The following is a 26,905-nucleotide window of genomic DNA, read 5'->3' as shown; positions in this document are numbered from 1 at the left end:
CACATCGCGCGGGCCGCGCCGCCGCGCAGGTCGCGTCGCGGATGTGGTCGGCGCCCTGAGCGCTCACGGGCAGGCGGGCGCGGGCGCACCCCCGTGCGGCACCGGCCGGTCGAGGTCCGGGTCGCCGAACTCCGCCCGCAGGGCCTCGAACGCGGTCACCTTGTCCTCGCCGAAGCGGCGAACATGGGCGGCGTACTCGTCAGGGGTGAGGAATGCCGACGGACGGGACTTGGTGTGGAACTTGTCCGCGTACATCACCAGGCGCTCCTCCCGTGTCACCGCGAGGTAGTCGGCGGGAGGGAGCGGGAGGCCCTGGGTCGTGATGTCCTGCCGGGTGAGTCCGACTCCGGTGTGGTGGGAGCAGAAGCGACGCAGGGGCTCCGGGAAGCCCTCCTCGGCGAGGATCTCGTGGCCGAGCAGGCCGTGACGGATGTAGTTCTCGTGGTCCAGGCGGCCGTCGTCCCCGTAGAGGCGGTAGACGCCGATGTCGTGGAGGAGGCAGCCCGCGCGGACCAGTTCGGCGTCGACCTCGGAACGCGAGGTCGAGATGAGCTGCTCGGCGACGCTCCAGACGATCTCGCAGTGGGTGTGGACGAGCGCGAACGCCTCGGCGGTGGGTGCGTGCTTCTCGTGCAGCGCACGGATCTCTTCGGGTCCCGGAATCCTCACGCCAGGAGCGTAATAGCCTTCGGTCCGCTCACTCGATGGAGCACTCCTTCACGCTCAGCGGCTCGGTGCTTCCGGCCGGCCTGCTGCACAGGACCTCCGCCCGGGAGACGCCCTCGGTGGTTCTCCGGACCCGTTTGAGGACGATGCTGTGGCCGTGCCGTTCGTCGTACAGGGGGGCGTCGGTGAAGTCGATCGTCCCGGTGGCCATCCCGTCGAGCTTGACGTCCCGGAGGTTGACCCAGGTCGCGGCGCGGCTCTGGCGTACGTCGCCGAGGCTGGCCGCCCAGTACAGGGCGCGCGTGGCGTCGTGGGAGAGGGCCGTCTGCCCGCTCGCGAAGTCCGCGGCGTCGTACGTGGCCCGTCCGTCCTTCAGCCAGGGGAGGTAGTTGGCGGCGTCCTCGTAGAAGGCGGTCCTGGACGCGGCCTCCTCCAGCTCGGCCAGGGCCGCGTGGTACAGCGTGATCCGCGGGGCCACGCCGTCGCGGCCGCCCGTGCCGGAGAATCTGGCCTTGCTCAGGTCGTCACCCGTGAGGATGGAGATCTCCCTGTTCGCGCAGCCCGGTTCGGTGCTCAGCTGCGTCATCAGCGGGCCGATGTCCTCGACCCGACCGGCGAAGTAGATCACCGAGGGAACGTCCTCGCCCCGGCAGATGCTCTCTGCGTGCAGCCGCAGTTCGGGCTTGCCGTTCGCCACCCGGTAGCGCTGCGCGGGCAGCAGCCGGAAGCCCTCCCGCTTCAGCATCCGGCCGCCGTACAGCGCCTGTTCACTGGTGTACCGGTCCTGCGACTCCTTGGTGTCACGGGCCAGCACCAGGGCGTGCGGGGCCGTGTCCCCGTCGCGCAGCTGCCGGGCGACGAGACCGAGGGCCTCGGCCTGGTGCTCGTCGGGGGCCGCGAGGCTGAACCAGTTGGAGAACTCCTTCGGCAGATACGTCGCCGAGTTGGTGCCGGAGACGATCGGCAGCCCCACGGCGTGCAGCCGACGCGTCACGTCGGGGCTGCTCTGCAGGTCACGGCCGAAACCGACGACACCGACGACGGTCGGATCCCGGTCGGCGTACTCGGCGATGGCATCGGCCGTGACGCGCTGGTGTCCCATGTCCGCGCCGCCGTTGGCGAGCAGCACCCGCAGTTTCACCGTGTAGTTCTCGTTGACGACGCGCTGCGCGAGGTACACGCCGGTCAGCTCCTCGGCACCTTTGACCAGGGACGGGTCCACCGAGGAGGAACTCAGCGGTCCCGCGTACACCAGCGTGACGTAGGCGTCCGGGTGGTCGCGCAGCACCTCGGCGTTCTCGGCGCGCACCAGCCTCTCCAGCTCCCGCAGCCGCTCGCCCTCCCCGGTGGTTCCGCCCCTCAGATGGGCGCCGAACCGTACGTCCCCGGTGGCTATGCCGACGCACTCGGTGCCCCCACCGGGCGCGGGACGCAGCTCGGTGTCGCGGTCGGCGGTCAGCAGGCCCGCCGAGCAGTACGTCCGGTGCAGCTCGCGGGCGTGGACCACGCCCGCGGTGACCACCAGCGCGAGGACGAGGAGCAGGCTGTGCGCCGACCACACCACCCGGGCCAGGGGCGGCCGGTGACCGGCCCTGACGCACCGCCAGTCGGCCTGCCGCAGCTGCACCAGCTCGCCGGCGGGCAGGGGGATCCTGAGCACCCAGGGCAGGGCGTTCGTCCTGCTCGGCGACTGGTCGGCCCGCAGGTTCCCGGCCCATTCGTCGTACCACTGCCGCAGTCGCTGAGGCAGGCGCGACGGCGGGGACGAGGGCTGGGGCCGGTTGGCCGGAGGGGGCGCGTCCGGGTTCCGGTCGAGCAGTGCGGCGTCGTCCGCCGCCACGCCCGCCACGATCAGCAGCGGGTCGAGCTCGCTGCGCCGGCTGCGGACGTCGCTGACCGCCCTGATCAGCTCTATGCCGCCGTTCTCCCGGCCCGCCCGGCGCAGGAACAGCACCGGCGGGCGCGTCCGTTTGAAGCCCCGCAGATCCCAGCTGCCACGCCGGTGGTTGTCCCGCAGGTCCTCGAAGAGCGCCAGCACGTACAGCTGGAGGGGGAACGGGCCGCCCTCGCGCATGGCCTCCGCCACGTCGTAGGCGCGGGCCGCTATCGCCCGCCAGGAGCGGACGGGCCGCAGCAGCCGCACGCTCGTCGACTGACGCCGGGCGGCGGACTGGAGGAACGTCGTGGTCAGGAACCACCGGCTCTCCCTGCGCAGCCACAGAAAGAGCGGAGCGCGCCCGGGGACGTGGTTCAGGCCCGCGAGGACGATCATCAGTCCGATGCCCGCCAGCACGGCGATGTACCACTCGGGGCGGGTGAGCAGCGCGGTGAAGGCACCCAGGACGCCCATGGGGAGGAACTGCTGCACGTCGTTGAGCAGCATCTGCCGGTGCCGGCGCGAGGGTCTGCGGGGACGCCAGCGCTGCCGGGCGAGGATGCGCAGCAGATGGGTCTGGGCCCGCTCCCGCTGGGCGTTGCCGTCCGGGGTGCCGCCGGGGGCGGTCGGCCAGTGGGCGCGCATCTCCGGGTCGTCGGTGGCCTCCTGGAGTGCACGCACCAGGTTGAGGCGGGGGAAGGAGTAGGGCCGGTAGGAGGCGGACCGGTCGCCCCACTTCCTGGAGTCGCCGAGGTCGACCAGGAGCCGCGCGGCCCGGGTGGTCGGATCGAGATCCCCCGGCTGCGGCTCGGTCGGGGCCACGGCCAGGCGCGTGCCGTGACGCTGCTGTCCTTCGCTCAGCTCGTCGACGAGCTCGGTGACCCGGTCGTCGTCGGCCGAGTCCTCTGCGTGCAGCACGATCACCGGCATCGGGGGATCGCTGGTCCGGAAGTCCTGGATCAGGGACTCCAGTTGCCGCTGGACGTCGATCCCCGCCTCGGTCGACATGCCCGGGTGACCGCCCGGGCAGTCCTGAGGGAAGTTCTGGTCACGGCCGTGCATGGACACCCCCCGTGGTCGTAAGACACATGTGTCACAAGCGCTTTGTGAGGATAACTCTCAGGCCTGACAACCGTCCCGCGTGGAAACGGCGGTCCGTCGAGGCGGTGGTGGGGCCGTCGGAGAGGGGGGGTCACGCGATCGGGTGATGCTGTGCGATATGGGCACGTGCGCGGCGGGCGGTCCGTTCGATCCGGTGACGGGGACATTTCCCGTCCACCGACGATACGGACGACATCGACGACCGGAGCGGGTCATGAGTCTGCATTTCCACCGCAATCCCGACGGAACGACGACCGGGCGCAACGACGACACCGGATTCACGGTCACGAACGCCGACGCAGAGGAGGTGAAGAGGCTGTTGTACGAGGACGCCGGGTGGGAGTACACGCCGCCACCGCCTCCGGTTCCTCCGGGATTTCACCGGTTCTCCCTGGTGCACGAGGAGTTCGAGGCCACGGGCTTCGGTGACGAGCGCTATGCGGGATTGCGGGCGCGTCCGCCGCAGGGGTGCGCGCCTGTCGACTGGGGGTTCTTCGCCCTGGAGTGTGAGCGGCCGGGGAAGACACTGCTGGACGCGGTCGCCGGGACCGTCGCGGAGATCCGTCGCGAGCACGGGCTGGTGATGAACAGCCTGGGTGTCGAGAAGCCGCAGGAGTGGCTCGGCGGCGACAGGGACGGACCGGCGGCGAAGATCGTCGCGCATCTGGTGCTGATGGCCGCCCATCGGGCGCGCGCCCTCGGCTACGGGCGCAAGGACGTCGTCCGGCTCCTCGATGCGGCGGGAGCGGAGTAGGGGGCGAGTGCGGCCCAGCAGGGGCGAGAGGGGTGAAGGAGAGAGGACGGCTTTTTGAAAATGAATGTCATGTGGTTAGCTTCTCTCCGGTCGACGGCCGCGCCTCCGGCGCCTCCGCTCTCGTCACATCGCCCTGCCCGGACTGCCGGTTGCCCGGGACTCGCCTGGGCCTGCATGGACTGTTCGGCCTGCCGACCCCTTCGCCCCGTGACCCACCCAGGAGCCTTAATGCATATGATGCGCAAGTGCGTAGCTACAGCATCAGGACCGCCGGCCCCGCAGACCTCGACCGTGCGCGAGCCGTGATGCTCGACACCGTGTACCGCGACTTCGGCACCGGCTACGTGCCCCGATGGCACGGCGACATCATCGATCCGGCCGCCGCCTACCTGGCCCCGCCCCGGCACACCCTGCTCGTCGCGCTCGACCCCGACAACGAGGACGTCGTCGCCACCGCCGCGCTCGACTCCCGTGGGCCGGCTCACCCGCCGAACCCGCAGCACCTCGCCGAGCGGTACCCCTCCGGGGAGACCGCGCAGCTGCGGAGGGTGTATGTGCGGCCGGAGCATCGCCGGCGGGGGCTGGCGCGGCGCATGGTCGGGGAGTTGCTCGACTTCGCCGCCGCCGACGGGGGTTACCGGGCCGTGTATCTGCACACGGATCCGTCCGTGCCGGGGGCCGAGGCCTTCTGGCGGTCGTTGGGCAAGGTCGTGCACGACGAACGTGAGGACACGGGCGGCGGCAACGGCGTCGTCCACTTCGAGATTCCGATGGGGAGGTGAGTTCCATGCGCCTGTTTCGTTCGAGGCTTATCGCCGTCCTCGCCTTCACGCCGTTGCTTGCCGGGTGTTTCGCCTCCGGGGGCGGTGATACGGGCGAGGGTGCAGACGGCAAGAGCGGGGCCCGGCTTCGGGTCGCGCTCGCCTTCCCGCCCGCCGAGCGGCTCTCGCCCTACGGTGCCGACGCCACCCTCCTCAGCCGGCTCGGCGTCACCGAGGGGCTGACCGCGCTGGACGCCAACGGTGCGGCCGCGCCCGCCCTTGCGCAGTCCTGGCGGCAGAAGGACGACAAGACCTGGGAGTTCACCCTGCGGGACGCCCGGTTCCAGGACGGGACCGAGGTCACGGCGGCAGCCGTCGCCGGCGCGCTGACCCACGCCGTCGAGGCCGAGCCCGAGCCCGCCGCCCTGGCCGGTGTCGACCTGACCGCGAAGGCCGACAGCAGCAGCCGTACCGTCACCGTGCGCACCGCCGAGCCGGATCCCGTGCTGCCGCTACGGTTGTCCAGCCCCAGCCTCGCCGTGTTCTCCGAGAAGGCGTACGGCAAGGGCGGACGGGTGGATCCCGTCGGCACCGCGACCGGGCCGTTCGAACTCACCGAGGTCGACGGCGCCTCGTCCGCCAGACTGGACCGCTTCGACGACTACTGGGGCGGGCGCGCCCAGGCCTCCGGGATCGACGCACGGTTCGTCGCCGACGGATCCGCGCGGGCCAACGCCCTGCGCACCGGGGAGGCCGACATAGCCGAGGCCGTGCCGGTCGCGCAGGCGGCGACTCTCGACCAGGCGACGCGGCGCGACACGGCCACCACGCGCAGCACCAGCCTGCTGCTCAACTCCGCCTCCGGACCCTTCGAGGATCCCGGACTGCGGGCCGCCGCGCGGGCCGCCGTCGACACCTCCGCGCTCGCCGAGGGCGTGTACGAGGGGCATGCCGACCCTGGCGCCGGCGTCTACGGTCCGGCTGTGACCTGGGCCGACGGCAAGCGGGTCGAGCCCGTCGGGCGGGCCGGCGCCGAGGACCCGAAGGGGACCTCCCTATCCCTCGCCACCTACGACAACCGGCCCGAGCTGCCCGAGGTCGCCCAGGTGCTGAAACAGCAGCTGGAGAAGGCCGGGTTCAAGGTGAAGCTCACGGTGCGGGAGTACTCGAGACTCGAAAGCGATGCGCTGGAGGGGAAGTTCGACGCCGTCGTGCTGGCGCGCAACACCCTCCTCGACACCGGCGACCCCGTGGCCGTGCTCGCGAGTGACTACACCTGCGAGGGCGACTACAACATCGCCCAGCTGTGCAACAAGGACGTCGACCGGGCGGTCGCCGAGGCCGAGCGGACCGCCGACCCCGGCAAGCGGCAGGACGCGGCCATGGCAGCCGAGGCCGCCGTCCTCGGCACCGACGCCGTGGTGCCGCTGGTGCACCAGCGCGTCATCACCGGGGTGGGAACCTCGGTGCGGGGAGTGGTGCTCGACCCGTACGAGCGCACCCTGGTCGGCATGGGAACGCGGCGCTGAGCCATGCGACAGCACGTGGCCACACTCCTGTGGCGCACCGCGCTCGCGGCTGCCCTCGTGTGCGGCATCGGTCTGCTGCCCTGGCTCGCACGGACCGATCCGGCGCTGACCGTGCTCAAGGCGCGGTCGGCCGACCGGGATCCCACGCCCGAGGTGCTCGCCGACATCCGGGCTGAACTCGGGCTGGACGCCGGGCCGTTGCGTCTCCTGGCGCAGTGGCTGAGCGGGCTGTGGCGCGGGGACGCCGGGCGGTCGTGGATCTCCGGCGGCGAGGTCATGCCCGATGTGCTGCGAGCACTGGGAGCGTCGCTGCTGCTGATGGGCGTGGCGCTCGTCGTCGCCGCTCTCACCGCCGCGCTCGTCTGCGCCCGCACGCTCCGGCTCGGAGCGCGGCGGCGGCTCGACGGGCGGCGGGCCCCGGGCACCGGCTCCGCGATGCTCGCCGCACTGCCCGAGTTCCTCGTCGCGTCCGTGCTCGCCACGGTCGTCGGGGTGCAGCTGGGCTGGCTGCCCGCCCTCGGCTGGTACGGGCCGCAGTGGACGGTGCTGCCCGCACTCGCCCTCGGTCTGCCCGCCGGCGCCGTGCTGGGACGGCTGCTCGACGATCTGCTGCCCGGCGCCTTCGGCGAGCCGTGGGCGCTGAGCGCGGCGGCGCGGGGCATACCCGGCCGGCGCATCGCAGGTCAGGCGGTGCGCCGGTGTGTGCCCGCGCTGCTGCCCAACGTCGCGCTGTTCGTCGTCGGGCTCACCGGTGGTGCGGTCGCCGTTGAGCAGGTGTTCGACATCCCCGGTCTCGGACGCACCACCCTCCAGGCGGCGCTCGCGCAGGACCTGCCCGTCCTCCAGGCGGGCACCCTGGCTCTGGTCCTGCTCGCGGCCCTGGCCACCGCGGTCTGCCGGATCGCCGCCCACCTGCTCGTAGGACCGGCCCTGCGCGACGGCGCCCTGCAGACCCTGCACCGGCCGAGCCCGCCCGCTCGCCGGCTCCAGCCCCTGGGCTACGGCGCTGCCCTGATCGCTGTCGTCGCGCTCGGCCTGCCCCGCGATCCGCTCGCGCTGAACACCGGTGAGCGGCTGCAAGCACCGTCGCTCGCCCACCCCTTGGGGACCGACGCGCTCGGCCGGGACCTGCTCGCCCGGGTCGGGCACGGCGCCCTCGACACGCTGCTGCTCGCCCTCGCGATCAGCGTCGCCGCCCTGTGTGTCGGGGTGCTGCTGGGGCTCGTACCCCGGCTGTCGGCTCCGGTGGCCGACACGGTGAACGCCGTGCCGCCCGTGCTCGGCGCGCTGCTCGTCACCGCCGTCGCGGGCAGCGGGACCACCACGCCCGCGCTCGCCGTGACCGCCGTCGCCTGGGCGCCGCTCGCCGCGCACACCTCCGCGCTGCTGCACCAGGAGCGCGCCACCCTGCACCTCACGGCCACCAAGGGGCTGGGCGCGAGCCGCTGGTATCTGCTGCGCCGGGAACTGCTGCCCGCCGTGCTGCCGCCCGTCACCCGGCACGCGCTGCTGCGGCTGCCCGGCGTCGCCCTCGCCCTCGCCGCCCTCGGCTTCCTCGGGCTCGGTGCGCAGCCGCCGTCGCCGGAATGGGGTCTGCTGCTCGCCGAGAACCAGCCCTACGCCGAACGCGCCCCCTGGGCCGTGCTCGCCCCGGCGGCCGTCCTCGCCCTGCTCGGTGCGCTGGCGGTGACCTCGACGGGCGGGGTGCGGTGGAGCAAGCGGCGGCGGCCCTCGCGACAGCCCACGCCGGCCACGAAGGCGGCAGGGGAACAGGCCGCGCCCGCCAAGGAATTGGTGGGCGCACGGTGACCTCGTTGTCCGTCCCGCCCCGCGAAGCCCCGGATCGGCCGCGGCTCTCCCCGCTGCTGCGGCTGCTGATCCTCACCCAACTCGCTTTCAACATCGGCTTCTTCGCCGTGCTGCCCTTCCTGTCCGCGCACCTGGGGCAGGGCATGGGGATGGCGGGGTGGCTGGTCGGGCTGGTGCTGGGGCTCAGGACGTTCAGCCAGCAGGGGCTGTTCGTGGTGGGCGGGGCGCTGGCCGACCGGTACGGTATCCGGCCCGTGGTGCTCGCCGGGTGCGTGCTGCGGATCGGCGGGTTCGTGTGGCTCGGGTACGCGGAGCGGACGTGGACCGTGGTCGGCTCGGTGCTGCTGATCGGGTTCGCCGCCGCCCTGTTCTCACCGGCCGTCGAGTCCGAGGTGGCCCGGCAGGCGGTCGTGTGGGAGGAGGCGGGCGGAGGGTCGCGCACGCGCGTGCTGGCGTTGTTCACCGTGGCGGGGCAGGCGGGGGCGTTCGTCGGGCCGCTGCTGGGGGCACTGCTGCTGGCGGTCGACTTCCGTACGGCCTGCCTCGCCGGCGCCGGGGTGTTCGTCCTGGTGCTCGCCGGTCACGCGTGGTTGCTGCCGCAGCGCATCCCCGGGCGTATGCGGACACCGGTACGGGGCGGGGTGCGGCTGGTGCTGCGGAACCGGGCGTTCCTTGCCCTGTGCTGCGCCTACGGTGCCTATCTGCTCGCCTACAACCAGCTCTATCTCGCCCTCCCCGAGGAGGTGGAGCGGGCCACCGGTTCGCAGACCGCGCTGGCCTGGCTGTTCGCGGTGTCCTCGCTGCTGGTGGTGACCGCGCAGCTGCCGGTCACGCGGTGGGCGGGGGAGCGGTTGGCGATGCGGCGGTCCATGGTGGCCGGGCTGCTGCTGGTCGCGGCAGGGTTCGCGGTTGTGGCGCTGGCGCGTCCGGCCGGGTGGACGGGGGGCGTCGGGCTGGTCCCGGCGGGCGGGTTCGTCGTGCTGCTCACGTTCGGCCAGATGCTCGTCGCGCCGGTCGCCCGAGCCTGGGTGCCCGATCTCGCCGACGAGGGCCGACTCGGGCTCTACACCGGGGCGTTGTCCTCGGTCTCCGGCCTGATCGTGCTGCTCGGCAGCTCGGCGACCGGCACACTCCTGGACGCGGGCCTGCCGTCGGCGGTGCCGTGGCTGGCGCTGGCCGCGATACCGGCGATCGCCGTGTTCCTGCTGCCCAGGCGGGTCGACCCGCCCTGACCGTCCCTCATCCCGCGATGACCAGAGCGCACCCGCGAGCCGCGATGACCAGAGCGCACCCGCGAGCCGCGATGACCAGAGCGCACCCGCGAGCCGCGATGACCAACCCGCGCACCCCCGAGCGGCGATGACCCGCGCACCCCCGAGCGGCGATGACCCGTGCACCCCCGAGCGGCGAAGACGGAGGCAGTCACCCGGCGACCAACTCCCGAACCTCCCGCCCGGCGGCCGGAGCCGTCTGCGTCCGCGACGTCCGCCACAGCCACAGCACATCGCGGCCGAAGGACCACACCAGCAGGCCAAGGGCCAGGGCCACCACGCCGACGTTGACCGCGTGCGGCAGCAGTGCCGCGCCGGCCAGGAGCAACAGCACGCCCTGGAGCGCGGCCACCGTCTTGCGGGCCGTGCTCGGCGGCAGCGGAGCCGTCAGCCAGGGCCAGACGCGGGCCGCGGCGACGAAGACGTACCGCATCGCGCCGATCAGCAGCACCCACGGGCCCATCGCCATCGACACGTACACGCTGAGCACCAGGATCAGGAACGCGTCCACCTCCATGTCGAAGCGGGCGCCCAGCGGTGTCGACGTACCGGTCCTGCGGGCCACCTTGCCGTCCACGCCGTCGAGGATCAGCGCGACGGCGGTCAGGCCGACGAACAGGGAGACGGGCGGTGAGTCCTGGAAGGAGTCGGCGACCAGCGCCGTCACGCCGCCGACGAGGCACGCCCGGCCGAGGGTGACCCGGTTCGCCGCCCCGAAGGAGGGCAACCGGGAGCGGTGCAGGGCCCTCGAGAGCACCGCCCAGGTGGCGATCGCGAACGCGAGGCCGGACAGCCAGCCCGCCGGGCCCATGCCGATCGCCGTACCGATCAGGGCCAGCAGCAGGATCTGCAGACCCGCGCCCACGGCGGTCTCCTGCTGTACGAGCCTCGCGTCGTAACTGTTGTTCAGGGCCACCGAACATCCTCCGGCCGTGTGACAGAGTCGATCAACGCCGCTACCTTGTGCGCGGCCTGTGCACCACTCGGTACGCGCGCAGCTTCCCGATCGTTCAGGAGGACTTCGATGATCCGCACCGCACGTGCGTTCTGGCTCAACGAGCCCGGACGCGGCGAGATCCGGGATGTCACCCTGCCGGACCCGGGCGAGGGCGAGGTGCTGGTGCGGTCGCTGTACTCGGGGGTCAGCCGCGGCACGGAGACGCTCGTCTTCCGGGGCGGAGTGCCCGAGAGCCAGCACGCGGCGATGCGCGCACCGTTCCAGGAGGGCGACTTCCCGGCGCCGGTGAAGTACGGCTATCTCAATGTGGGGGTGGTGGAGGAGGGGCCCGAGGCGCTCGTCGGGCGGACCGTGTTCTGCCTCTACCCGCATCAGACGCGCTACGTCGTGCCCGCGAGCGCCGTGACGCCCGTGCCGGACTCCGTGCCCGCCGGGCGGGCCGTGCTCGCCGGCACCGTGGAGACCGCCGTCAACGCCCTGTGGGACGCCGCGCCGTTGATCGGTGACCGGATCGCGGTCGTCGGCGGCGGCATGGTCGGGTGCTCGGTGGCCGCGCTGCTGGCCCGGTTCCCCGGCGTGCGCGTGCAGCTCGTCGACGCCGACCCGGCGCGGGCGAAGACCGCGGAGGCGCTCGGCGTCGGCTTCGCGCTGCCCGAGGACGCCGCCGGCGACTGCGATCTGGTCGTGCACGCCAGCGCCACCGAGCAGGGGCTGAGCCGGGCCCTGGAACTGCTCGCCGCCGAGGGCACGGTGATCGAGCTGAGCTGGTACGGGGACCGGAGGGTGAGCCTGCCGCTGGGCGAGGCCTTCCACTCACGGCGGCTCGCCATCCGCAGCAGCCAGGTCGGCACCGTCTCCCCGGCCCGCCCGAACCGCAGCTACGCCGACCGGCTCGCCCTCGCGCTCGACCTGCTCGCCGACCCCGCCCTCGACGCCCTCGTCACCGGCGAATCCCCCTTCGAGGAACTGCCCGACGTCATGCCCCGCCTCGCCTCCGGCGAGATCCCGGCACTGTGCCACCGGGTGAGGTACGCCGCCCCATGACAGCCGGAGGACACCACCCAACGGCCCGGCGGACGACACAAGCGCGCCTGACCTGAGAAAAGACGTGACCGACGCTGAACACGGGCAGGCTGTCAGCCGTACTACACGTCATCCCCGGCGGCGATCGGCCGGGGGCAGACGCGCCGCACCTGGAGGGTCGCCCGTTGTTCAGCATCACCGTCCGCGATCACATCATGATCGCCCACAGCTTCCGCGGCGAGGTCTTCGGACCGGCCCAGCGCCTGCACGGGGCCACGTTCCTCGTGGACGCCACGTTCCGGCGCGAACAGCTGGACGAGGACAACATCGTCGTCGACATCGGACTCGCCACACAGGAACTGGGGGCGGTCGTCGGCGAGCTGAACTACCGCAACCTGGACAACGAGCCCGACTTCGCGGGCATCAACACCTCCACGGAATACCTGGCCAAGGTCATCGCCGACCGGCTCGCCGAACGCATCCACAAGGGTGCGCTGGGCGAGGGCGCCAAGGGCATCGCGGGCCTCACCGTCACCCTGCACGAATCGCACATCGCCTGGGCGAGTTACGAGCGTGCCCTGTGACCGACACGACCATCGACCGGGCCGGGACCGCCCGCCTGAGTTACGTTCCCCTGCAGGCGGACTTTCCGAGGAACGACGGGATCATCCCCATGTCCCTGCGCTTGGTGCACTTCGTGCTGCCGGGCGGCGTCGACGACCCGGCCGCGCCGAGCGGCGGCAACGCCTATGACCGGCGGATCTGCCTGGACCTGCCCGGGTTCGGCTGGGCCGTGCACCGGCACGCGGTACCCGGTGACTGGCCCCGGCCCGGTGCGGCGGCGCGCGGCGAACTCGCCCGCACCCTGCGCGATCTGCCGGACGGCAGTGTCGTCCTGCTCGACGGGCTCGTCGCCTGCGGGGTTCCGGAGATCATCGTCCCCGAGACGGAACGGCTGCGGATGGCCGTCCTCGTCCACCTCCCCCTCGGCGACGAGACCGGACTCGACCCTGCCGTCGCCGCCGATCTCGACGCCCGCGAACGAGCGGTGCTGCGGGCGGTGCCGGCCGTCGTCGCCACCAGCGACTGGGCGGTGCGCCGCCTCGTCGCCCACCACGGTCTCGTCCCCGACCGCGTCCATGTCGCCGCGCCCGGCGCCGACATCGCGCCGCTCGCACCCGGCACCGACGGCGTCTCCCGGCTGCTGTGCGTGGCCGCCGTGACCCCGCGCAAGGGCCAGCACCGGCTGGTGGAGGCACTGGCCGCGGTGGCGGACCTGCCGTGGAGCTGCGCCCTGGTCGGCTCGCTCACCCAGGACCCCGAGTACGTCGCCCACCTGCGCTCCCTCATCCGCGAACACGGCCTCCAGGACCGGCTGGAGCTGACGGGACCGCAGTCCGGCGCCGCACTCGACGCCAGCTACGCCGCAGCCGACCTGATGGTCCTCACCTCGTACGCCGAGACCTACGGCATGGCCGTCACCGAGGCGCTCGCCCGGGGCATCCCGGTGCTCGCCACGGACGTCGGCGGACTGCCCGAGGCGGTCGGCCGCGCACCCGACGGCGGTGTGCCCGGCATCCTCGTTCCGCCGGAGAACCCCGCCGCCATCGCCGTCGAGCTGCGCGGCTGGTTCGGCGAACCGGAGGTCCGCCGCCGGCTGAAGGCCGCCGCACGCAGCAGGCGCGCCGCGCTCGGCGGCTGGGCCGGCACCGCACAGAGCCTGGCAGCGGTCCTGCGCCGGCTCCCGACCGACCCGACCGACCCCCGGAGGGCCGCATGACCGAGCCGGCGACCACCCAGCACACCGCGACGATCCCGGCCCAGCCCGGTCCCCGGGATGCCGCGGACGCCGCCGGGTCCGGGAAGGAGGAGGGCACCGTGCCGAGCCGGGAAGGGGACACCGGGGGAGCCGGGACACCGACGTCCGGCTCGGGAGCCCGGGGACGTGAAGGACGGGAGCGTCAAGGCGCCGCGGGGTCCGTCATTCCCGGCGCCGGCCCCGCCGCCGCGGGGTCCGTCATCCCCGGCGCCGGCCCTGCCGCCCCCCGCCCCGGCGAACGCGCCACCCTGCGTCTGCGCGAGACCGGACCCGAGGAACCGCCCCGGTACGCCCCCGAGTGGCTGCAACTGCGCGAGCCCGCCGACGCCGAAGCCCGTGCGCACGAGCTGCTCGACCCGCTGCGCATCCGGCTCGCCAACCAGCCCCGGCGCTCCGAGGGCCTGATCGTCCACGACATCGGCTGCGGTACCGGGTCGATGGGCCGCTGGCTCGCCCCGCACCTCGACGGCGCCCAGCACTGGATCCTGCACGACCGTGATCCCTACCTGCTGCACTTCGCCGCCGTCGCCTCCCCGCGCTCGTCCGCCGACGGCAGCCGGGTCACGGTCGAGACCCGGCGCGGTGACGTGGCCCGGCTCACCCCGGACGCGCTGGCCGGAGCCTCCCTGGTGACGGCCTCCGCGCTGCTCGACGTCCTCACCTGCGAGGACGTCGACGCCCTCGCCGCGGCCTGCGCCGGGGCCGGCTGCCCGGCACTGCTGACGCTGTCGGTCGCCGGACGCGTCGAACTGACCGCGCCGCACGCGATGGACCAGGAGATCACCGAGGCGTTCAACGCCCACCAGCGCCGGGGCGGGCTGCTCGGCCCGGACGCGGCGACGGTGGCCGCGGAAGCCTTCGCCGCCCACGGCGCGACCGTACGGCTCCATCCGAGCCCCTGGCGACTCGGCCCCGAGCAGGCGGCGCTGACCGAGCAGTGGCTACGGGGCTGGGTCGGCGCGGCGGTGGAGGAACGCCCGGAGCTGAAGGAACGCGCCGAGGCGTATCTGACGGAGCGCCTGGAGGCATGCTGGGCCGGTGAGTTGCGGGTCGTCGTCCACCACACCGACCTGCTCGCCCTGTGCCGGCCGTCGGGCGGAGCGGCATGAGCGTGCATACGAGCCGGGTCACGGGGGACACGGGCGCGCAGGTGTCTGTGCCGGTGGCTGCGCGGGTGGTTCGGGTTCAGACGGCTGAGGTGGAGGTGCCGGCCCGGGAGTTCGGTGCCCGGGACGAGTCGAAGGTTCCGGCGACAAGTGCGGAAGTGTCCGTTCCGCAGGCCGAGCCCAGTGGGCCGGCACCGGGGCCGGGGCCGGACGCCTCGCGGCCGGGTGCCGTGCCGGGCGCGGGGCGCGTGCGCGGTCTGCTCGCTCGGTGCAACACCCGTACCGTGCGCGCCCGCTTCGGCACACTCGCCGGGCTCGCCATCCTCGCCGTGCTGCTGTGGCGGCTGGGCACCGGCGCCTTCCTGGACGGGCTGGCCCGGATCGACGGGCCGACGGTGCTGGCCGCGCTCGGCATCGGGCTGGTGACCACCGTGTTCAGTGCCTGGCGCTGGGCGTTGGTGGCCCGGGGCCTCGGGATCCGGCTGCCGCTCGGGGCGGCCGTCGCCGACTACTACCGCGCGCTGTTCCTCAACGCGGCGCTCCCCGGCGGAGTCCTCGGCGACGTCCATCGCGCGGTGCGGCACGGGCAGCGCAGCGGTGACCTGGGGCGCGGGGTGCGGGCGGTGGTCCTGGAGCGGACCGCCGGGCAACTCGCCCTGTTCGCCGCCGGGGCGGTCGTGCTGCTCACCCTGCCGTCCCCGGTGCGGGACGAGGCCCGGCACGCCGCGCCGCTCGCCGGTCTCGCGGCGCTCGGGGCCTGCGCGGTCGGCCTCGCGCTGCGCATGAACCGGCCGCCGTCACGCCGGGGCAGGGCGCTGCGCGGCGCGCTCACCGAGGCCCGCGAAGCTCTCGTCTCCCGACGCAACGGGCCGGGCGTGCTCGTCTCCTCCGTCGTCGTGCTGGCGGGGTACGTCGCGATGTTCGTCCTCGCCGCCCGCGTCGCCGGGACGGGCGCCCCGGTGACCGAGTTGCTGCCGCTCGCCGTGCTGGCCCTGCTCGCGATGGGGCTGCCGCTCAACGTGGGCGGCTGGGGCCCCCGGGAGGGCGTCACCGCCTGGGCGTTCGCCGCCGCCGGCCTCGGCGCGGGCCGGGGTCTCGCCGTCGCCGTGGTCTACGGGGTCCTCTGCCTGGTGGCGAGCCTGCCCGGCGTGGCCGTCCTCATGGCCCGCTGGTACGGCGGCCTGCGCGCAGGGAAGGGCACGGCGACCCCCCTCGACTCGCGAGCCACGGCCCCCCTCTGGAGCACCGGACCCGATGCGGCGCCGCATGAGCCGCCGGCTCCCGACGCGGAGCCTTCGAGGAATCCGGTCGCAGCCGCGCCCACCTCCACCTCCGGTCCCGGCCCGGGGCAGGCGGCGAACCCGGGCGACTCTCCCGTGCCTGCCGCTCACGATGCGGCGCGTGAACGGGCTGCGGTTCCCGGTGCGGAGTACGCGGCGAAGCCCAGCGCCGCGCCGCCTGATGGGCGCTCAGTACCCTGCGCCGGGGGCGCCGCACACACCCTCGCCTCATCCGGCACGGCACTCGGCGGACCCGCGGACCCGGTCGGTCGGCGCGCGGCGCACCCGCGCGGCACACTCCGCGCCGCGCCCGACCGGCCCCCGCCCGGCCCGCAGGCTCCCGGCGCACGGCACGCGGCTCACCCGGCCGGCTCGCCGCGTCCCGTGCCGGCCGTCGGCTACGCCCGCGCCTCACCCTCGGGCTCCTCGCCCGCAGGGCCCCCGGCTCCCCCCGCCGCAGCCGCGTCCGCACCGGACTCCGCCCCACCGGCGTCAACTCCACCCGCCAGCAAAGAGAAATACGCGCCGAAGGAATCCGCCAGACTCGCCAGAAGTGCCTTACCCTTTTCCGCCGAGCCCAGTGAAGGGCGGCCGATGACACCGGAATCGGTATAGGCGGACATACCGAGAGTAAGGAGCCGGCGTCGGTCGTCCGCGATGAAATCGGAGGTCTCATAACCGGGTCGGAGCAATTCGGGATGCGTGTGCAGAAGGACGGAGGTCTCGATTTCCCCCGCGTGCATGTCGGTGAGCAGCGAGCTGGCCACGCCCGCCCGCACCCGCGCCTCCTCCCAGTCCTCCGGGGCCGGGAAGAGCGCCATCCGCTCGCCGCGCGCGGAGGATTCCTGAACGACGTTGCCGAGTACGTAGTTCCCGCCGTGCCCGTTGACCAGCACCAGGGCGTCCACGCCGGACCGGCGCAGCGAGTCGGCGATGTCCCGTATCACCGCGTGAAGGGTCACGGAGGAGATGGAGACGGTCCCGGGCCAGGCCGCGTGCTCGTGCGAGCAGGAGATGGTCACCGGAGGCAGGAGGTGCACCGGATACGCGTCCGCGATCTCCCGCGCGATCGCACAGGCCACCAGCGTGTCGGTGGCCAGCGGCAGATACGGACCGTGCTGCTCGAAACTCCCGACCGGAAGGACGGCCACCTGCCGTGAGACGCCGGCGCCCCTCGTCCGTACATCATCCGTAGTGTCCGCCGGCAACAGACCGTGCACCGGGCCGTGTGCCGCCGACCGCTTTTGTGAACCACTCATGTCCTCACGGCCTTTCGTCTCTGCTTAGGAACTCGAGAATCATGACAGAAAAAATAGGCGTCCTCGCCAAGAAGTCTCCGCAGCGGACCGGTGTGGAACGCGTCGTGAATGCGCCGCTGCCCACCGTGTACGGAAAATTCCAGGCGATCGGTTACCTGGACCACGACCGCGGAGACGAGCAAGTCGCGCTGGTCCACGGCGACATCGGCACGGACAATGTGCTGACCCGGCTGCACTCGGAGTGCCTCACCGGTGACGCGTTCGGCTCCCAGCACTGCGAGTGCGGCGACCAGCTGGCCTCGGCGCTGCGTGCGGTCGTCGCCGAAGGCGCGGGCGTGGTCGTCTACTTGAGAGGGCACGAGGGCCGCGGCATCGGTCTGCTCGCCAAGCTGCGGGCCATGGCGCTGCAGGCGGAGGGGCTGGACACGGTGGAGGCGAACCTGGCCCTCGGGCTGCCGGTGGACGCCCGTGACTACGCAGTCGCCGCGGGCATCCTGCAGGACCTGGGCGTGCGGTCGGTGCGGCTGATGTCCAACAACCCGCGCAAGCGGGACGCGTTGGTGCGGCACGGCATCCAGGTCGCCGAGCAGGTGCCGCTGCTGATCCCGCCGTGCGAGAACAACATCACCTACCTGCGCACCAAGCGGGAACGCCTCGACCACCACCTGCCCCATCTGGACGCGGTGGCGCACCTGTCCTGACGCCTGCGAGGGGCGGGACTCAGCCGGTCACCGCCTCGTGCACCAGCCGTCTGAGATCCCGGAAGACGGTGTGGGAGGACGTGGGCCGCACCTGCGTGTAGAACTGCACGGTCAGGTCGCGGCCCGGGTCGATCCAGAAGGTGGTCGTGGCCACGCCGCTCCACCCGTACGTGCCGAGTCCCGACGGTGCCTGGGTCCGGGACGGGTCGACGACGACGGAGACGCCGAGGCCGAAGCCGACGCCCTCGTTGCCGGGTTCGTCGTGGGCGGGGCGGCTGCCGAAGGCGCGCAGGTCGGCGCCGCCGGGAAGGTGGTTGCGGGTCATCAGGCCGACGGTCTCGGGGGCGAGCAGCCGTACGCCGTCGAGTTCGCCGCGCCGGCGCAGCAGCTCCATGAAGCGGTGCCAGTCGTGCGCGGAGGCCACCATGCCGCCGCTGCCGGACAGGAAGCGCGGACGTCCGCGCAGCGGCAGTCCGGCGACGGGCTCGATGCCGCCGTCCTCCGTCTCCCCGTACATCTCGGCGAGGCGCGGCGCCTGCTCGTCGGTGACCTCGAAGCCCGCGTCCGTCATCCCGAGCGGCCGGAAGACCCGCTCGGCGAGGTAGGTGTCGAGCGGCTGCCCGGACACCACCTCGACGACGCGCCCCAGGACGTTCGAGGCGACCGAGTAGTTCCACTGCGTCCCGGGATCGAACTGCAGTGGCAGGCTCGCGTACACGTCGATCGTCTCGGCGAGAGAGGCGCCCGCCGGCACCGACGACTCCAGGCCGGCCGCACGGTAGAGGGCGTCGACGGGGTGGGTGTGATAGAAGCCGAACGTCAGGCCCGCCGTGTGCGTCATGAGATGCCGGATCAGGAGGGGACCGGCGGCCGGGCGGGTGCGGACCTCGTCGCCGGTCCCGCTCTCGTAGACCCGTGGCTCGGCGAAGGCGGGCAGATACCTCTCGACCGGATCGTCCAGGTCCAGCCGGCCCTCCTCCATGAGCATCAGCGCGCCCACGGACGTCACCGGCTTGGTCATGGAGTAGATCCGCCACAGCGTGTCGCTCTCCACGGGCCGCCCGGCCGCGATGTCCCTCAGCCCGTACGTCGTGAGGTGAGCGATCCGCCCGCCCCGCGCGACGGCCACCAGGAACCCGGGCATGCGCCCCTCGTCCACCTCGCGCTCGGCATACCGGTCCAGCCGCTCCAGCGCGCCGGGGTCCAGCCCCACCTCGCCCGGCTCGGTCTCTTGCCGCAGCACTCCCATCGCTCTCCTCCGATCACGTGCACCGAGGTGAGTCCGGACTACCCCGCTGACGGCCGGGGGGAACGCGCACCCGCCCCCGGAGAGCTCCGGGGGCGGGTACGGAGGGCTCAGGTCCCGCTGTTCACGCCGTCACCTTCTCCGGCTGGGGGCTCCCCGGGCGCTCCCGGCGCTCGCCCAGGCGCTCCGTCGCGACGGTGTGCGTCTCGCGGGCCGTGATCGCGGCGACGACCGGCGGCAGGCACAGGGCCGCCGTGAACAGGGCCACCGCGCTCCAGTCGTCGCCGTCAGGGCCGGCGATCCGCGCGGCGAAGGTGACCGCGAAACCGGCGACGGCGAAGCCGATCTGGGTGCCGATCGCGACGCCCGACAGCCGGACCCGGGTCGGGAACATCTCGCCGTAGAAGGACGGCCACACCCCGTTCGCGGCGCTGTAGACGACACCGAAGGCGACGATGCCGAGAAGCAGGGTGAGGGCGTAGTTGCCGGTGGAGATCGCCCACAGGTACAGGAACATCGTCCCCGCGCTGCCGGCCGCGCCGACGAGGAAGACCGGGCGGCGGCCGATCCGGTCGGACAGGGCGGCCCACAGCGGGATCGCGGCCAGCGCGACCAGGTTCGCCAGCGCACCCACCCACAGCATCGACGAGCGGGACATGCCGACCGAGTCGCTGGTCGCGTACGCCAGCGCCCACACCGTGAAGATCGTGCTGACCGAGGCGATCAGGGCGCCCGCGACCACCCGCAGGACGTCCGCCCAGTGCTCGCGCATCAGCACCACCAGCGGCAGCTTCACCACGCCCTCGGTGGCCGTCTGCTGCTCGAACGCCGGCGTCTCGTCCAGCTTCCGGCGGATGACGTACCCGACGACGGCGACCGCGACGCTCAGCCAGAACGGCACCCGCCAGCCCCAGGAGAGCAGATGCTCCTCCGGCAGCGCGGCCACCGGGAGGAACACCAGCGTGGCCAGCAGCTGCCCGCCCTGGGTGCCGCTGAGGGTGAAACTGGTGAAGAAGCCGCGCCGGTGCGGTGGCGCGTGCTCCAGCGTCATCGAGTTGGCGCTGGCCTGCTCACCGGCCGCCGAGATGCCCTGCAGCACGCGGCACAGCACCAGCAGTACCGGGGCGAGCGTGCCGACCTGGTCGCGGGTGGGCAGACAGCCGATCAGGAACGTCGACAGGCCCATCAGCATCAGGGTGAAGACCATGATCTTCTTACGGCCGAGCCGGTCGCCGATGTGCCCGAGGAACAGCGCGCCGAGCGGCCGGGCCGCGTACGCCACCCCGAACGTGGCCAGCGACAGCAGGGTCGCCGTCGCCGGGTCGGACTCGTCGAAGAAGACCTCGGGGAAGATCAGCGCGGCGGCGCTGCCGTAGATGAAGAAGTCGTAGTACTCGAGCGCGCTGCCGATCCAGGCGGCGGTCGCGGCCTTCCTCGGCTGTCCGGGCGGGGAGGCGTCGCGGGGCGGGGCGGGGACGGACACGGCGGGCTCCTTCGGGGGGACTCCACGGTAGGCGGAGGACGAGCGGAGGGGAGAGACGTGCAACTCGAGCCGGAGCGTTGATCAACGAGCCGGAGCGCTAATTAACCCACTGGATAGTTAGTAGCGGCTGGGTAGGGATGCTGCGCTCGACCGTTCGTCGTGTCAAGGGGGTGCGTCGCCCCGGTTTCGACGAAGGGCCGGGCGTCGGTCAGTCCGCCGTGCGCTCCGCCGTCAGGTACGCGATCACCATGTCGCCCAGCATCGCCCGGTAGTGCTCGCGCTGCGCGGGGTCCACGAGGTCCCGGCCGAACAGGGCGCCGAAGGTGTGCCGGTTGGACACGCGGAAGAAACAGAACGAGCTGATCATCGCGTGCAGATCCACGGCGTCGACGTCCGCCGTGAACAGGCCCGACTCCCGCCCGGCGGCCAGGATCCGGCCGATCACGTCCAGTGCGGGCGAGCCCATCCGGCCGAGTTTCCCGGAGGCGGCGATGTGCTGGGCGCCGTGGATGTTCTCGATGCTCACCAGCCGGATGAAGTCCGGGTGGCGCTCGTGATGGTCGAACGTCAGCTCCGCGAGCCGGCGGATGGCCGCCACCGGGTCGAGGTGGTCCACGTCCAGCTGCTGCTCGGCTTCGCGGATCACGCCGTACGCCCGCTCCAGGACGGCCGTGAACAGCTGCTCCTTGCCGCCGAAGTAGTAGTAGATCATCCGCTTCGTGGTGCGGGTGCGGGCGGCGATCTCGTCGACGCGGGCCCCGTCGTAGCCGGCCCGGGCGAACTCCTGCGTGGCCACGTCGAGGATCTCGGCCCTGGTGCGGGCGGCGTCACGGATGCGCTCGCCGGGCCGCGCGGGTTCTTCGACGCTGGTCATGGAGTTCCTTCGGGCGAGGGGCCGGTGCCGGTGATTGTAGAAGCAGCGCGTCCCCGGACCGGCGGGGCTTCCGGTACCGGCCGACGGCTGATATAGCTAACGTACTAGTTCGTACATTAGTTGCCCGTTCTGGAGGTCCGCGGTGCTCAAGGACTCGTATCTCGTAGGGCTGATCGGCTCCGGCATCGGCCCGTCGCTCAGCCCCGCCCTGCACCAGCGGGAGGCCGACCGCCAGGGCCTGCGCCTGCTGTACCGGCTCCTCGACCTCGACACCCTCGGCCTGCCGCCCGAGTCGGTGGGCGAGCTGCTGCGCGCCGCCCGGCTGCTCGGCTTCGACGGGCTCAACATCACCCACCCGTGCAAGCGGCTCGTCCTGGAGCATCTCGACGCCCTCGACCCGCAGGCCGAGGCGCTCGGCGCGGTCAACACCGTCGTCCTCGAGGACGGGGGCCGCCGGGCCGTCGGGCACAACACCGACGTCACCGGCTTCGCTGCCTCCTTCGCCCGCGGACTGCCCGACGCGCCCCTGGAGCGAGTGGTGCAGCTCGGTGCGGGCGGTGCCGGTGCGGCCGTCGCCCACGCCACGCTCACCCTCGGCGCCGAACGCGTCACCGTCGTCGACGCCCTGCCCGAGCGGGCGGCCGACCTCGCCGCCTCGTTGAACCGCGCCTTCGGAGCGGGGCGCGCCGCCGCCGCGGACCCGGACCGGCTGCCACGGCTCCTCGCCGACGCCGAGGGCAGCGGCGGCCTGGTGCACGCCACTCCCACCGGCATGGCCGCCCACCCCGGGATGCCCCTGCCCGTGGAGCTGCTGCGTCCCGGGCTGTGGGTCGCCGAGGTCGTCTACCGGCCGCTGGAGACCGAGCTGCTGCGCGCCGCCCGCGCGGCCGGCTGCGCCGTCCTGGACGGCGGCGGCATGGCCGCCTTCCAGGCCGTGGACGCGTTCCGCCTGTTCACCGGGCGGGAACCCGACAGCGCCCGGATGCTCGCCGACCTCACCGCACTCACCGGCCCCGTCGGCGCCGTCAAGTAGCCGACCGGGCACCGAACTCCAAGGCAGGTACCGACGTGCGCACGTCCATCGCCACCGTCTCCCTCAGCGGCACCCTCACCGAGAAGCTCACGGCCGCCGCCCGGGCCGGCTTCGACGGGGTGGAGATCTTCGAGAACGATCTCCTCGCCAGCCCCCTCGGCCCGGCCGAGATCCGCGCCCGCTGCGCCGACCTCGGCCTCACCGTCGACCTCTACCAGCCGCTGAGGGACATGGAGGCGGTGCCCGGTGAGCTGTTCGCCGCCAACCTGCGGCGCGCCCGCCACAAGTTCGAGCTCATGCGCGCCCTCGGCGCCGACACCGTCCTGGTCTGCTCCAGCGTCGATCCGGCGGCCGTCGACGACGACACCCTCGCCGCCGCACAGCTCGCCGAACTCGCCGACCTGGCACAGGACTTCGGTATCCGGGTCGCCTACGAGGCGCTGGCCTGGGGCCGCCACGTGAACACGTACGACCACGCCTGGCGGATCGTCGAGGCCGCGGACCACCCGGCGCTCGGCACCTGCCTGGACAGCTTCCACATCCTCTCCCGCGGCTCTGAACCCGAGGACCTCGAAGGAATCGAGGACATCCCCGGCGAGAAGATCTTCTTCCTGCAGCTCGCCGACGCCCCGCTGCCCGCGATGGACGTGTTGCAGTGGAGCCGCCACCACCGCTGCTTCCCCGGCCAGGGCGGCTTCGACGTCGCCGGGCTGGTCCGGCACGTGCTGCGCGCCGGCTACACGGGGCCGCTGTCCCTGGAGGTGTTCAACGACGTCTTCCGGCAGGCCGAGGCCGGCCCGACCGCGGTGGACGCCCGCCGCTCACTGCTGGCCCTCCAGGAGGAGGCGGGGCTCGCCGCACCGCCCCCGCCCGTCGTCCCCACCGGTGTCGCCTTCGCCGAACTGGTCACCCCGGACGCCGAACCCCTCGCGGGACTGCTGGGCGCGCTGGGCTTCACCCGCGCCGCCCGCCACCGCGGCAAGCCCGTCGACCTGTGGGAGCAGGGCGAGGCCCGGATCCTCGTCAACACCGGTGCGGCCGCAGGCCGTGACGGCGCCCGGCTCGCCGCCGTCGGCCTCACGTCACCCGACCCGGCCGGAGCCGCCCGCCGCGCCGAGGCCCTGCTCGCGCCCGTCCTGCCGCGCCGCCGCGCCCCCGGGGACGTCCCGCTGGACGCGGTCGCCGCCCCCGACGGCACGGAACTGTTCTTCTGCGGACCGCCGCCCGCCGACTGGCGCGCCGACTTCGACGACACCGAGCACCCTCCCGCCAGCCCCTTGGTGTGCGGCATCGACCATCTGGCACTCACCCAGCCCTGGCACCACTTCGACGAGGCGGCCCTCTTCCACCGCACTGTGCTCGGACTGCGCGCCGAGGACAGCGTCGATGTCGCCGACCCCTACGGCCTGCGCCGCAGCCGCGCCGTCAGCAACACCGACGGCACCGTCCGGATCGCCCTCAGCGTGGCCGCCGCCCCCACCGACGGCACCGTGCACGCCCAGCACATCGCCCTCGCCACCGACGACGTGGTCACCGCGGCCCGCCGCTTCCGCGACGCGGGCGGCCGGCTCCTGCCCGTCCCGGCGAACTATTACGACGACCTGGCCGCCCGGCACGAACTCCCCGACGGCGAGCTGGAGACCTACCGGGAGCTGGGCATCCTCTACGACCGGGACGCCCACGGCGTCCTGCTCCACTGCTACACCCTCACCGTCGGCCGCGTCTTCTTCGAACTCCTCCAGCGCGACGGCGGCCACCGCGGTTACGGCGCCCGCAACGCGCCGGTGCGCCTGGCGGCGCAGCACGCGGTGCAGATGAGTGCGGGGGGTTGAGCGCCGCAGCGGTGTGAGGCCGGGGTCAGGGCCGGGTGTTCCACTCCGCGATCACCGGTCGGCCGTGTTCCAGTGACAGGCGGCACAGCGTGCCCGTCTCCAGACGGAACAGCCTGCCCTCCCGCGGCGGCAGGCCCAGGCGGCGGGCGGTGAGGACGCGCAGCAGATGGCCGTGGGCCACGAGCAGCACGTCGCCCTCTTCCAGGGCGCCCGTCACCCGCGACAGCACCCGGTCGGCCCGCTCGCCCACCTGCTGCGGGGACTCACCGGGCAGCTCCGGACCGGGCGGCACCCCGTCGGTCCACAGGTCCCAGCCCGGCCGGGTGCGCTGGATCTCGGCGGTGGTGACGCCCTCGTACGCGCCGTAGTCCCACTCGCGCAGGTCCGGGTCGGTCACGGCGTCGGGCAGGCCGGCCAGTTCGGCGGTGCGGCGGGCGCGCAGCAGCGGGCTGGTCAGCACGAGCGCGAGACGCCGGCCCGCCAGCAGCGGGGTGAGGGACGTGGCCTGGTCCTCCCCGGCGGCCGTGAGCGGCAGATCGGTCCGGCCGGTGTGCCGGCCCGATCTGCTCCACTCCGTCTCCCCGTGACGGGCCAGCAACAGGTCCCCCACGGCCCGTTACGCCTTCTTCGCCGCTTCGACGGCGTGCCCGCCGAACTGATTGCGCAGCGCCGCGACCATCTTCATCTGCGGCGAGTCGTCCTGGCGGGAGGCGAACCGGGCGAAGAGGGACGCGGTGATCGCCGGCAGCGGCACGGCGTTGCCGATCGCGGCCTCCACCGTCCAGCGGCCTTCACCGGAGTCCTCGGCGTAGCCGCGCAGCTTCTCCAGGTGCTCGTCCTCGTCGAGCGCGTTCACCGCGAGGTCCAGCAGCCAGGACCGGATGACGGTGCCGTCCTGCCAGGAGCGGAACACCTCGCGGACGTTGTCCACCGAGTCCACCTTCTCCAGCAGCTCCCAGCCCTCGGCGTAGGCCTGCATCATGGCGTACTCGATGCCGTTGTGGACCATCTTCGCGAAGTGCCCGGCACCGACCTTCCCGGCGTGGACGTAGCCGTACGGTCCCTCCGGCTTGAGGGCGTCGAAGATCGGCTTGAGCCGGTCCACGTGCTCCTTGTCGCCGCCGACCATGAGGGCGTAGCCGTGCTCCAGCCCCCAGACGCCGCCGGAGACACCGGCGTCGACGAAGCCGATGCCCCGCGCCGCCAGCTCCTTGGCGTGCTTCTCGTCGTCCGTCCACCGGGAGTTGCCGCCGTCGACCACGATGTCGTCGTGCTTGAGGAGACTCGCCAGCCGGTCCACCACCTGCTGGGTGGGGCCGCCGGCGGGGACCATCACCCAGACGGCGCGCGGCCTGTCGAGCCGGTCCACGAGGTCGGCCAGGCTGGGCACATCGGAGAGTTCGGGATTGGTGTCGTATCCGACGACGGTGTGGCCGGCGTTGCGGAGGCGCTCGCGCATGTTGCCGCCCATCTTGCCGAGACCAACAAGACCGATCTGCATGTCAGTTCACTTCCTGATTTCGCGGTAGGCGGCCACCAGCGCGGCCGTGGACGGATCGAGGCCGGGTACGTCGGTGCCTTCGGTGAGGGCGGGTTCGATGCGCTTGGCGAGGACCTTGCCGAGTTCGACGCCCCACTGGTCGAAGGAGTCGATGTCCCACACCGCGCCCTGCACGAACACCTTGTGCTCGTACAGCGCGACCAGCTGGCCCAGCACCGACGGGGTCAGCTCCCGGGCCAGGATGGTGGTGGTGGGGTGGTTGCCGCGGAAGGTCTTGTGGGGCACGAGCTCCTCGGGTACGCCCTCCGCCCGCACCTCATCCGGCGTCTTGCCGAACGCCAGCGCCTGGGTCTGGGCGAAGAAGTTCGCCATCAGCAGGTCGTGCTGCGCCGTGAGCTCACCGCTCAGCTCGGCGACCGGCTCGGCGAAGCCGATGAAGTCGGCCGGGATCAGCTTGGTGCCCTGGTGGATCAACTGGTAGTAGGCGTGCTGCCCGTTGGTGCCCGGGGTCCCCCACACCACCGGCCCGGTCTGCCAGCCGACCGGGCGGCCCTGCCGGTCCACCGACTTGCCGTTGGACTCCATGTCCAGCTGCTGCAGATAGGCGGTGAACTTCGACAGATAGTGCGAGTACGGCAGCACCGCATGCGACTGCGCGTCGAGGAAGTTGTTGTACCAGACGCCCAGCAGGCCCAGCAGCAGCGGCGCGTTGGCCTCCGCCGGCGCGGTGCGGAAGTGCTCGTCGACCAGATGGAACCCGTCGAGCATCTGACGGAACCGCTCCGGCCCGATCGCGATCATCAGGGACAGGCCGATCGCCGAGTCGTAGGAGTACCGGCCCCCCACCCAGTCCCAGAACTCGAACATGTTCGCCGTGTCGATCCCGAACTCGGCGACCTTCTCCGCGTTCGTCGACAAGGCGACAAAGTGCCTGGCCACCGCCTTCTCATCGCCGAGGGCGCCCAGCAGCCAGCCGCGTGCCGAGGTGGCGTTGGTGACCGTCTCGATCGTGGTGAACGTCTT

22 protein-coding genes and 1 pseudogene are annotated in these 26,905 nt (G+C 72.8%); 13 read left to right on the top strand and 10 right to left on the bottom strand.

Annotation, left to right across the window (positions count from 1 at the left end; translation table 11 throughout):
• Window positions 1–63: 63 nt before the first annotated feature.
• Together AB0412_RS07340 and AB0412_RS07335 are read right to left on the bottom strand one after the other, a co-directional pair.
• On the bottom strand, window positions 64–669 hold the full coding sequence (locus AB0412_RS07340) for an HD domain-containing protein (RefSeq protein WP_366401532.1): 606 nt from the start codon (window positions 667–669) through the stop codon (window positions 64–66).
• 28 nt (window positions 670–697) lie between these two features.
• Window positions 698–3,550 (bottom strand): ABC transporter substrate-binding protein, encoded by a 2,853-nt coding sequence (locus AB0412_RS07335; RefSeq protein WP_366401952.1) that lies wholly within the window; start codon window positions 3,548–3,550, stop codon window positions 698–700.
• A 307-nt stretch (window positions 3,551–3,857) separates the two neighbouring features.
• On the opposite strand from AB0412_RS07335, the gene AB0412_RS07330 reads away from it, so the two are divergent.
• From AB0412_RS07330 to AB0412_RS07310, 5 genes are all read left to right on the top strand, one after another.
• Complete coding sequence (locus AB0412_RS07330) at window positions 3,858–4,397, top strand: hypothetical protein (protein ID WP_366401531.1); 540 nt, start codon at window positions 3,858–3,860, stop codon at window positions 4,395–4,397.
• Window positions 4,398–4,642: 245 nt separating this feature from the next.
• Window positions 4,643–5,179, top strand: coding sequence for a GNAT family N-acetyltransferase (locus AB0412_RS07325; protein WP_366401530.1), 537 nt, complete (start codon window positions 4,643–4,645; stop codon window positions 5,177–5,179).
• A gap of 5 nt (window positions 5,180–5,184) precedes the next feature.
• Window positions 5,185–6,687 (top strand): ABC transporter substrate-binding protein, encoded by a 1,503-nt coding sequence (locus tag AB0412_RS07320; RefSeq protein ID WP_366401529.1) that lies wholly within the window; start codon window positions 5,185–5,187, stop codon window positions 6,685–6,687.
• A 3-nt stretch (window positions 6,688–6,690) separates the two neighbouring features.
• Window positions 6,691–8,496, top strand: coding sequence for an ABC transporter permease subunit (locus AB0412_RS07315; RefSeq protein ID WP_366401528.1), 1,806 nt, complete (start codon window positions 6,691–6,693; stop codon window positions 8,494–8,496).
• On the top strand, window positions 8,493–9,728 hold the full coding sequence (locus AB0412_RS07310; protein ID WP_366401527.1) for an MFS transporter: 1,236 nt from the start codon (window positions 8,493–8,495) through the stop codon (window positions 9,726–9,728). Before AB0412_RS07315 ends, AB0412_RS07310 begins: the two co-directional genes overlap by 4 nt.
• Before the next feature lie 190 nt (window positions 9,729–9,918).
• On the opposite strand, the gene AB0412_RS07305 is transcribed toward AB0412_RS07310, so the two are convergent.
• Window positions 9,919–10,683 (bottom strand): CDP-alcohol phosphatidyltransferase family protein, encoded by a 765-nt coding sequence (locus AB0412_RS07305; protein WP_366401526.1) that lies wholly within the window; start codon window positions 10,681–10,683, stop codon window positions 9,919–9,921.
• A 108-nt stretch (window positions 10,684–10,791) separates the two neighbouring features.
• Here AB0412_RS07305 and AB0412_RS07300 point away from each other — a divergent pair, with 108 nt between their 5' ends.
• The 5 genes and pseudogenes from AB0412_RS07300 to AB0412_RS07280 all read left to right on the top strand — a co-directional run.
• Window positions 10,792–11,769 carry a dehydrogenase gene (locus tag AB0412_RS07300; protein WP_366401525.1) on the top strand — a complete coding sequence of 326 codons (978 nt, stop codon included), beginning with the start codon at window positions 10,792–10,794 and terminating at the stop codon, window positions 11,767–11,769.
• 164 nt (window positions 11,770–11,933) lie between these two features.
• Window positions 11,934–12,332, top strand: a complete 399-nt coding sequence (locus tag AB0412_RS07295; RefSeq protein ID WP_366401524.1) for a 6-carboxytetrahydropterin synthase — start codon at window positions 11,934–11,936, stop codon at window positions 12,330–12,332.
• Window positions 12,329–13,528 (top strand): glycosyltransferase family 4 protein, encoded by a 1,200-nt coding sequence (locus AB0412_RS07290; RefSeq protein WP_366401523.1) that lies wholly within the window; start codon window positions 12,329–12,331, stop codon window positions 13,526–13,528. Before AB0412_RS07295 ends, AB0412_RS07290 begins: the two co-directional genes overlap by 4 nt.
• On the top strand, window positions 13,525–14,676 hold the full coding sequence (locus tag AB0412_RS07285) for a class I SAM-dependent methyltransferase (RefSeq protein ID WP_366401522.1): 1,152 nt from the start codon (window positions 13,525–13,527) through the stop codon (window positions 14,674–14,676). Before AB0412_RS07290 ends, AB0412_RS07285 begins: the two co-directional genes overlap by 4 nt.
• Window positions 14,673–15,749 (top strand): annotated as a pseudogene (locus AB0412_RS07280) (lysylphosphatidylglycerol synthase transmembrane domain-containing protein); the annotation flags it as partial. The gene AB0412_RS07285 and the pseudogene AB0412_RS07280, both read left to right, overlap by 4 nt.
• 602 nt (window positions 15,750–16,351) lie before the next feature.
• On the opposite strand, the gene AB0412_RS07275 reads toward AB0412_RS07280, so the two are convergent.
• A complete protein-coding gene (locus AB0412_RS07275; RefSeq protein WP_366401521.1) occupies window positions 16,352–17,212 on the bottom strand; it encodes a creatininase family protein in 861 nt (286 codons plus the stop codon).
• 41 nt (window positions 17,213–17,253) lie between these two features.
• Between AB0412_RS07275 and ribA the strand changes: the two genes are divergently transcribed.
• Window positions 17,254–17,913 (top strand): GTP cyclohydrolase II, encoded by a 660-nt coding sequence (gene ribA / locus AB0412_RS07270; protein WP_366401520.1) that lies wholly within the window; start codon window positions 17,254–17,256, stop codon window positions 17,911–17,913.
• A 19-nt stretch (window positions 17,914–17,932) separates the two neighbouring features.
• Here the strand turns inward: ribA and AB0412_RS07265 are convergent, their stop codons facing one another.
• The 3 genes from AB0412_RS07265 to AB0412_RS07255 form a co-directional block, all read right to left on the bottom strand.
• Window positions 17,933–19,162, bottom strand: coding sequence for a serine hydrolase domain-containing protein (locus AB0412_RS07265; RefSeq protein WP_366401519.1), 1,230 nt, complete (start codon window positions 19,160–19,162; stop codon window positions 17,933–17,935).
• A 121-nt stretch (window positions 19,163–19,283) separates the two neighbouring features.
• The gene (locus AB0412_RS07260; protein ID WP_366401518.1) at window positions 19,284–20,642 is read right to left on the bottom strand and encodes an MFS transporter; all 1,359 of its coding nucleotides are present in this window, start codon (window positions 20,640–20,642) and stop codon (window positions 19,284–19,286) included.
• 208 nt (window positions 20,643–20,850) lie between these two features.
• Window positions 20,851–21,516: a TetR/AcrR family transcriptional regulator gene (locus tag AB0412_RS07255; protein ID WP_366401517.1), complete on the bottom strand. Its 666-nt coding sequence runs from the start codon at window positions 21,514–21,516 to the stop codon at window positions 20,851–20,853.
• Between the two features lie 142 nt (window positions 21,517–21,658).
• Here AB0412_RS07255 and AB0412_RS07250 point away from each other — a divergent pair, with 142 nt between their 5' ends.
• Both AB0412_RS07250 and AB0412_RS07245 read left to right on the top strand, forming a co-directional pair.
• The gene (locus AB0412_RS07250; protein WP_366401516.1) at window positions 21,659–22,549 is read left to right on the top strand and encodes a shikimate dehydrogenase; all 891 of its coding nucleotides are present in this window, start codon (window positions 21,659–21,661) and stop codon (window positions 22,547–22,549) included.
• Between the two features lie 35 nt (window positions 22,550–22,584).
• Window positions 22,585–24,381: a TIM barrel protein gene (locus AB0412_RS07245; protein ID WP_366401515.1), complete on the top strand. Its 1,797-nt coding sequence runs from the start codon at window positions 22,585–22,587 to the stop codon at window positions 24,379–24,381.
• Window positions 24,382–24,406: 25 nt separating this feature from the next.
• Here the strand turns inward: AB0412_RS07245 and AB0412_RS07240 are convergent, their stop codons facing one another.
• From AB0412_RS07240 to pgi, 3 genes are all read right to left on the bottom strand, one after another.
• Window positions 24,407–24,991, bottom strand: a complete 585-nt coding sequence (locus AB0412_RS07240) for a histidine phosphatase family protein (protein WP_366401514.1) — start codon at window positions 24,989–24,991, stop codon at window positions 24,407–24,409.
• Between the two features lie 6 nt (window positions 24,992–24,997).
• The gene (gene gnd, locus AB0412_RS07235) at window positions 24,998–25,882 is read right to left on the bottom strand and encodes a phosphogluconate dehydrogenase (NAD(+)-dependent, decarboxylating) (RefSeq protein ID WP_366401513.1); all 885 of its coding nucleotides are present in this window, start codon (window positions 25,880–25,882) and stop codon (window positions 24,998–25,000) included.
• Between the two features lie 6 nt (window positions 25,883–25,888).
• A partial coding sequence (gene pgi, locus AB0412_RS07230; protein WP_366401512.1) for a glucose-6-phosphate isomerase occupies window positions 25,889–26,905 on the bottom strand: 1,017 nt, incomplete at its 5' end.

Origin of the sequence: Streptomyces sp. NPDC052012 (assembly GCF_040689265.1) — a bacterium.
Lineage (GTDB): Bacteria > Actinomycetota > Actinomycetes > Streptomycetales > Streptomycetaceae > Streptomyces.
Note: the sequence above shows the minus strand (reverse complement) of the source record. Positions and strands in the feature narration are given on the sequence as shown.

Coding starts and splice junctions, on each gene's coding strand:
- AB0412_RS07315 (WP_366401528.1), top strand. CDS start 6,691: ATGCGACAGCACGTGGCCACACTCCTGTGGCGCACCGCGCTCGCGGCT.
- AB0412_RS07335 (WP_366401952.1), bottom strand. CDS start 3,550: ATGTCGACCGAGGCGGGGATCGACGTCCAGCGGCAACTGGAGTCCCTG.
- ribA (WP_366401520.1), top strand. CDS start 17,254: ATGACAGAAAAAATAGGCGTCCTCGCCAAGAAGTCTCCGCAGCGGACC.
- AB0412_RS07265 (WP_366401519.1), bottom strand. CDS start 19,162: ATGGGAGTGCTGCGGCAAGAGACCGAGCCGGGCGAGGTGGGGCTGGAC.
- AB0412_RS07275 (WP_366401521.1), bottom strand. CDS start 17,212: ATGAGTGGTTCACAAAAGCGGTCGGCGGCACACGGCCCGGTGCACGGT.
- AB0412_RS07330 (WP_366401531.1), top strand. CDS start 3,858: ATGAGTCTGCATTTCCACCGCAATCCCGACGGAACGACGACCGGGCGC.
- AB0412_RS07300 (WP_366401525.1), top strand. CDS start 10,792: ATGATCCGCACCGCACGTGCGTTCTGGCTCAACGAGCCCGGACGCGGC.
- AB0412_RS07285 (WP_366401522.1), top strand. CDS start 13,525: ATGACCGAGCCGGCGACCACCCAGCACACCGCGACGATCCCGGCCCAG.
- AB0412_RS07320 (WP_366401529.1), top strand. CDS start 5,185: ATGCGCCTGTTTCGTTCGAGGCTTATCGCCGTCCTCGCCTTCACGCCG.
- AB0412_RS07255 (WP_366401517.1), bottom strand. CDS start 21,516: ATGACCAGCGTCGAAGAACCCGCGCGGCCCGGCGAGCGCATCCGTGAC.
- gnd (WP_366401513.1), bottom strand. CDS start 25,882: ATGCAGATCGGTCTTGTTGGTCTCGGCAAGATGGGCGGCAACATGCGC.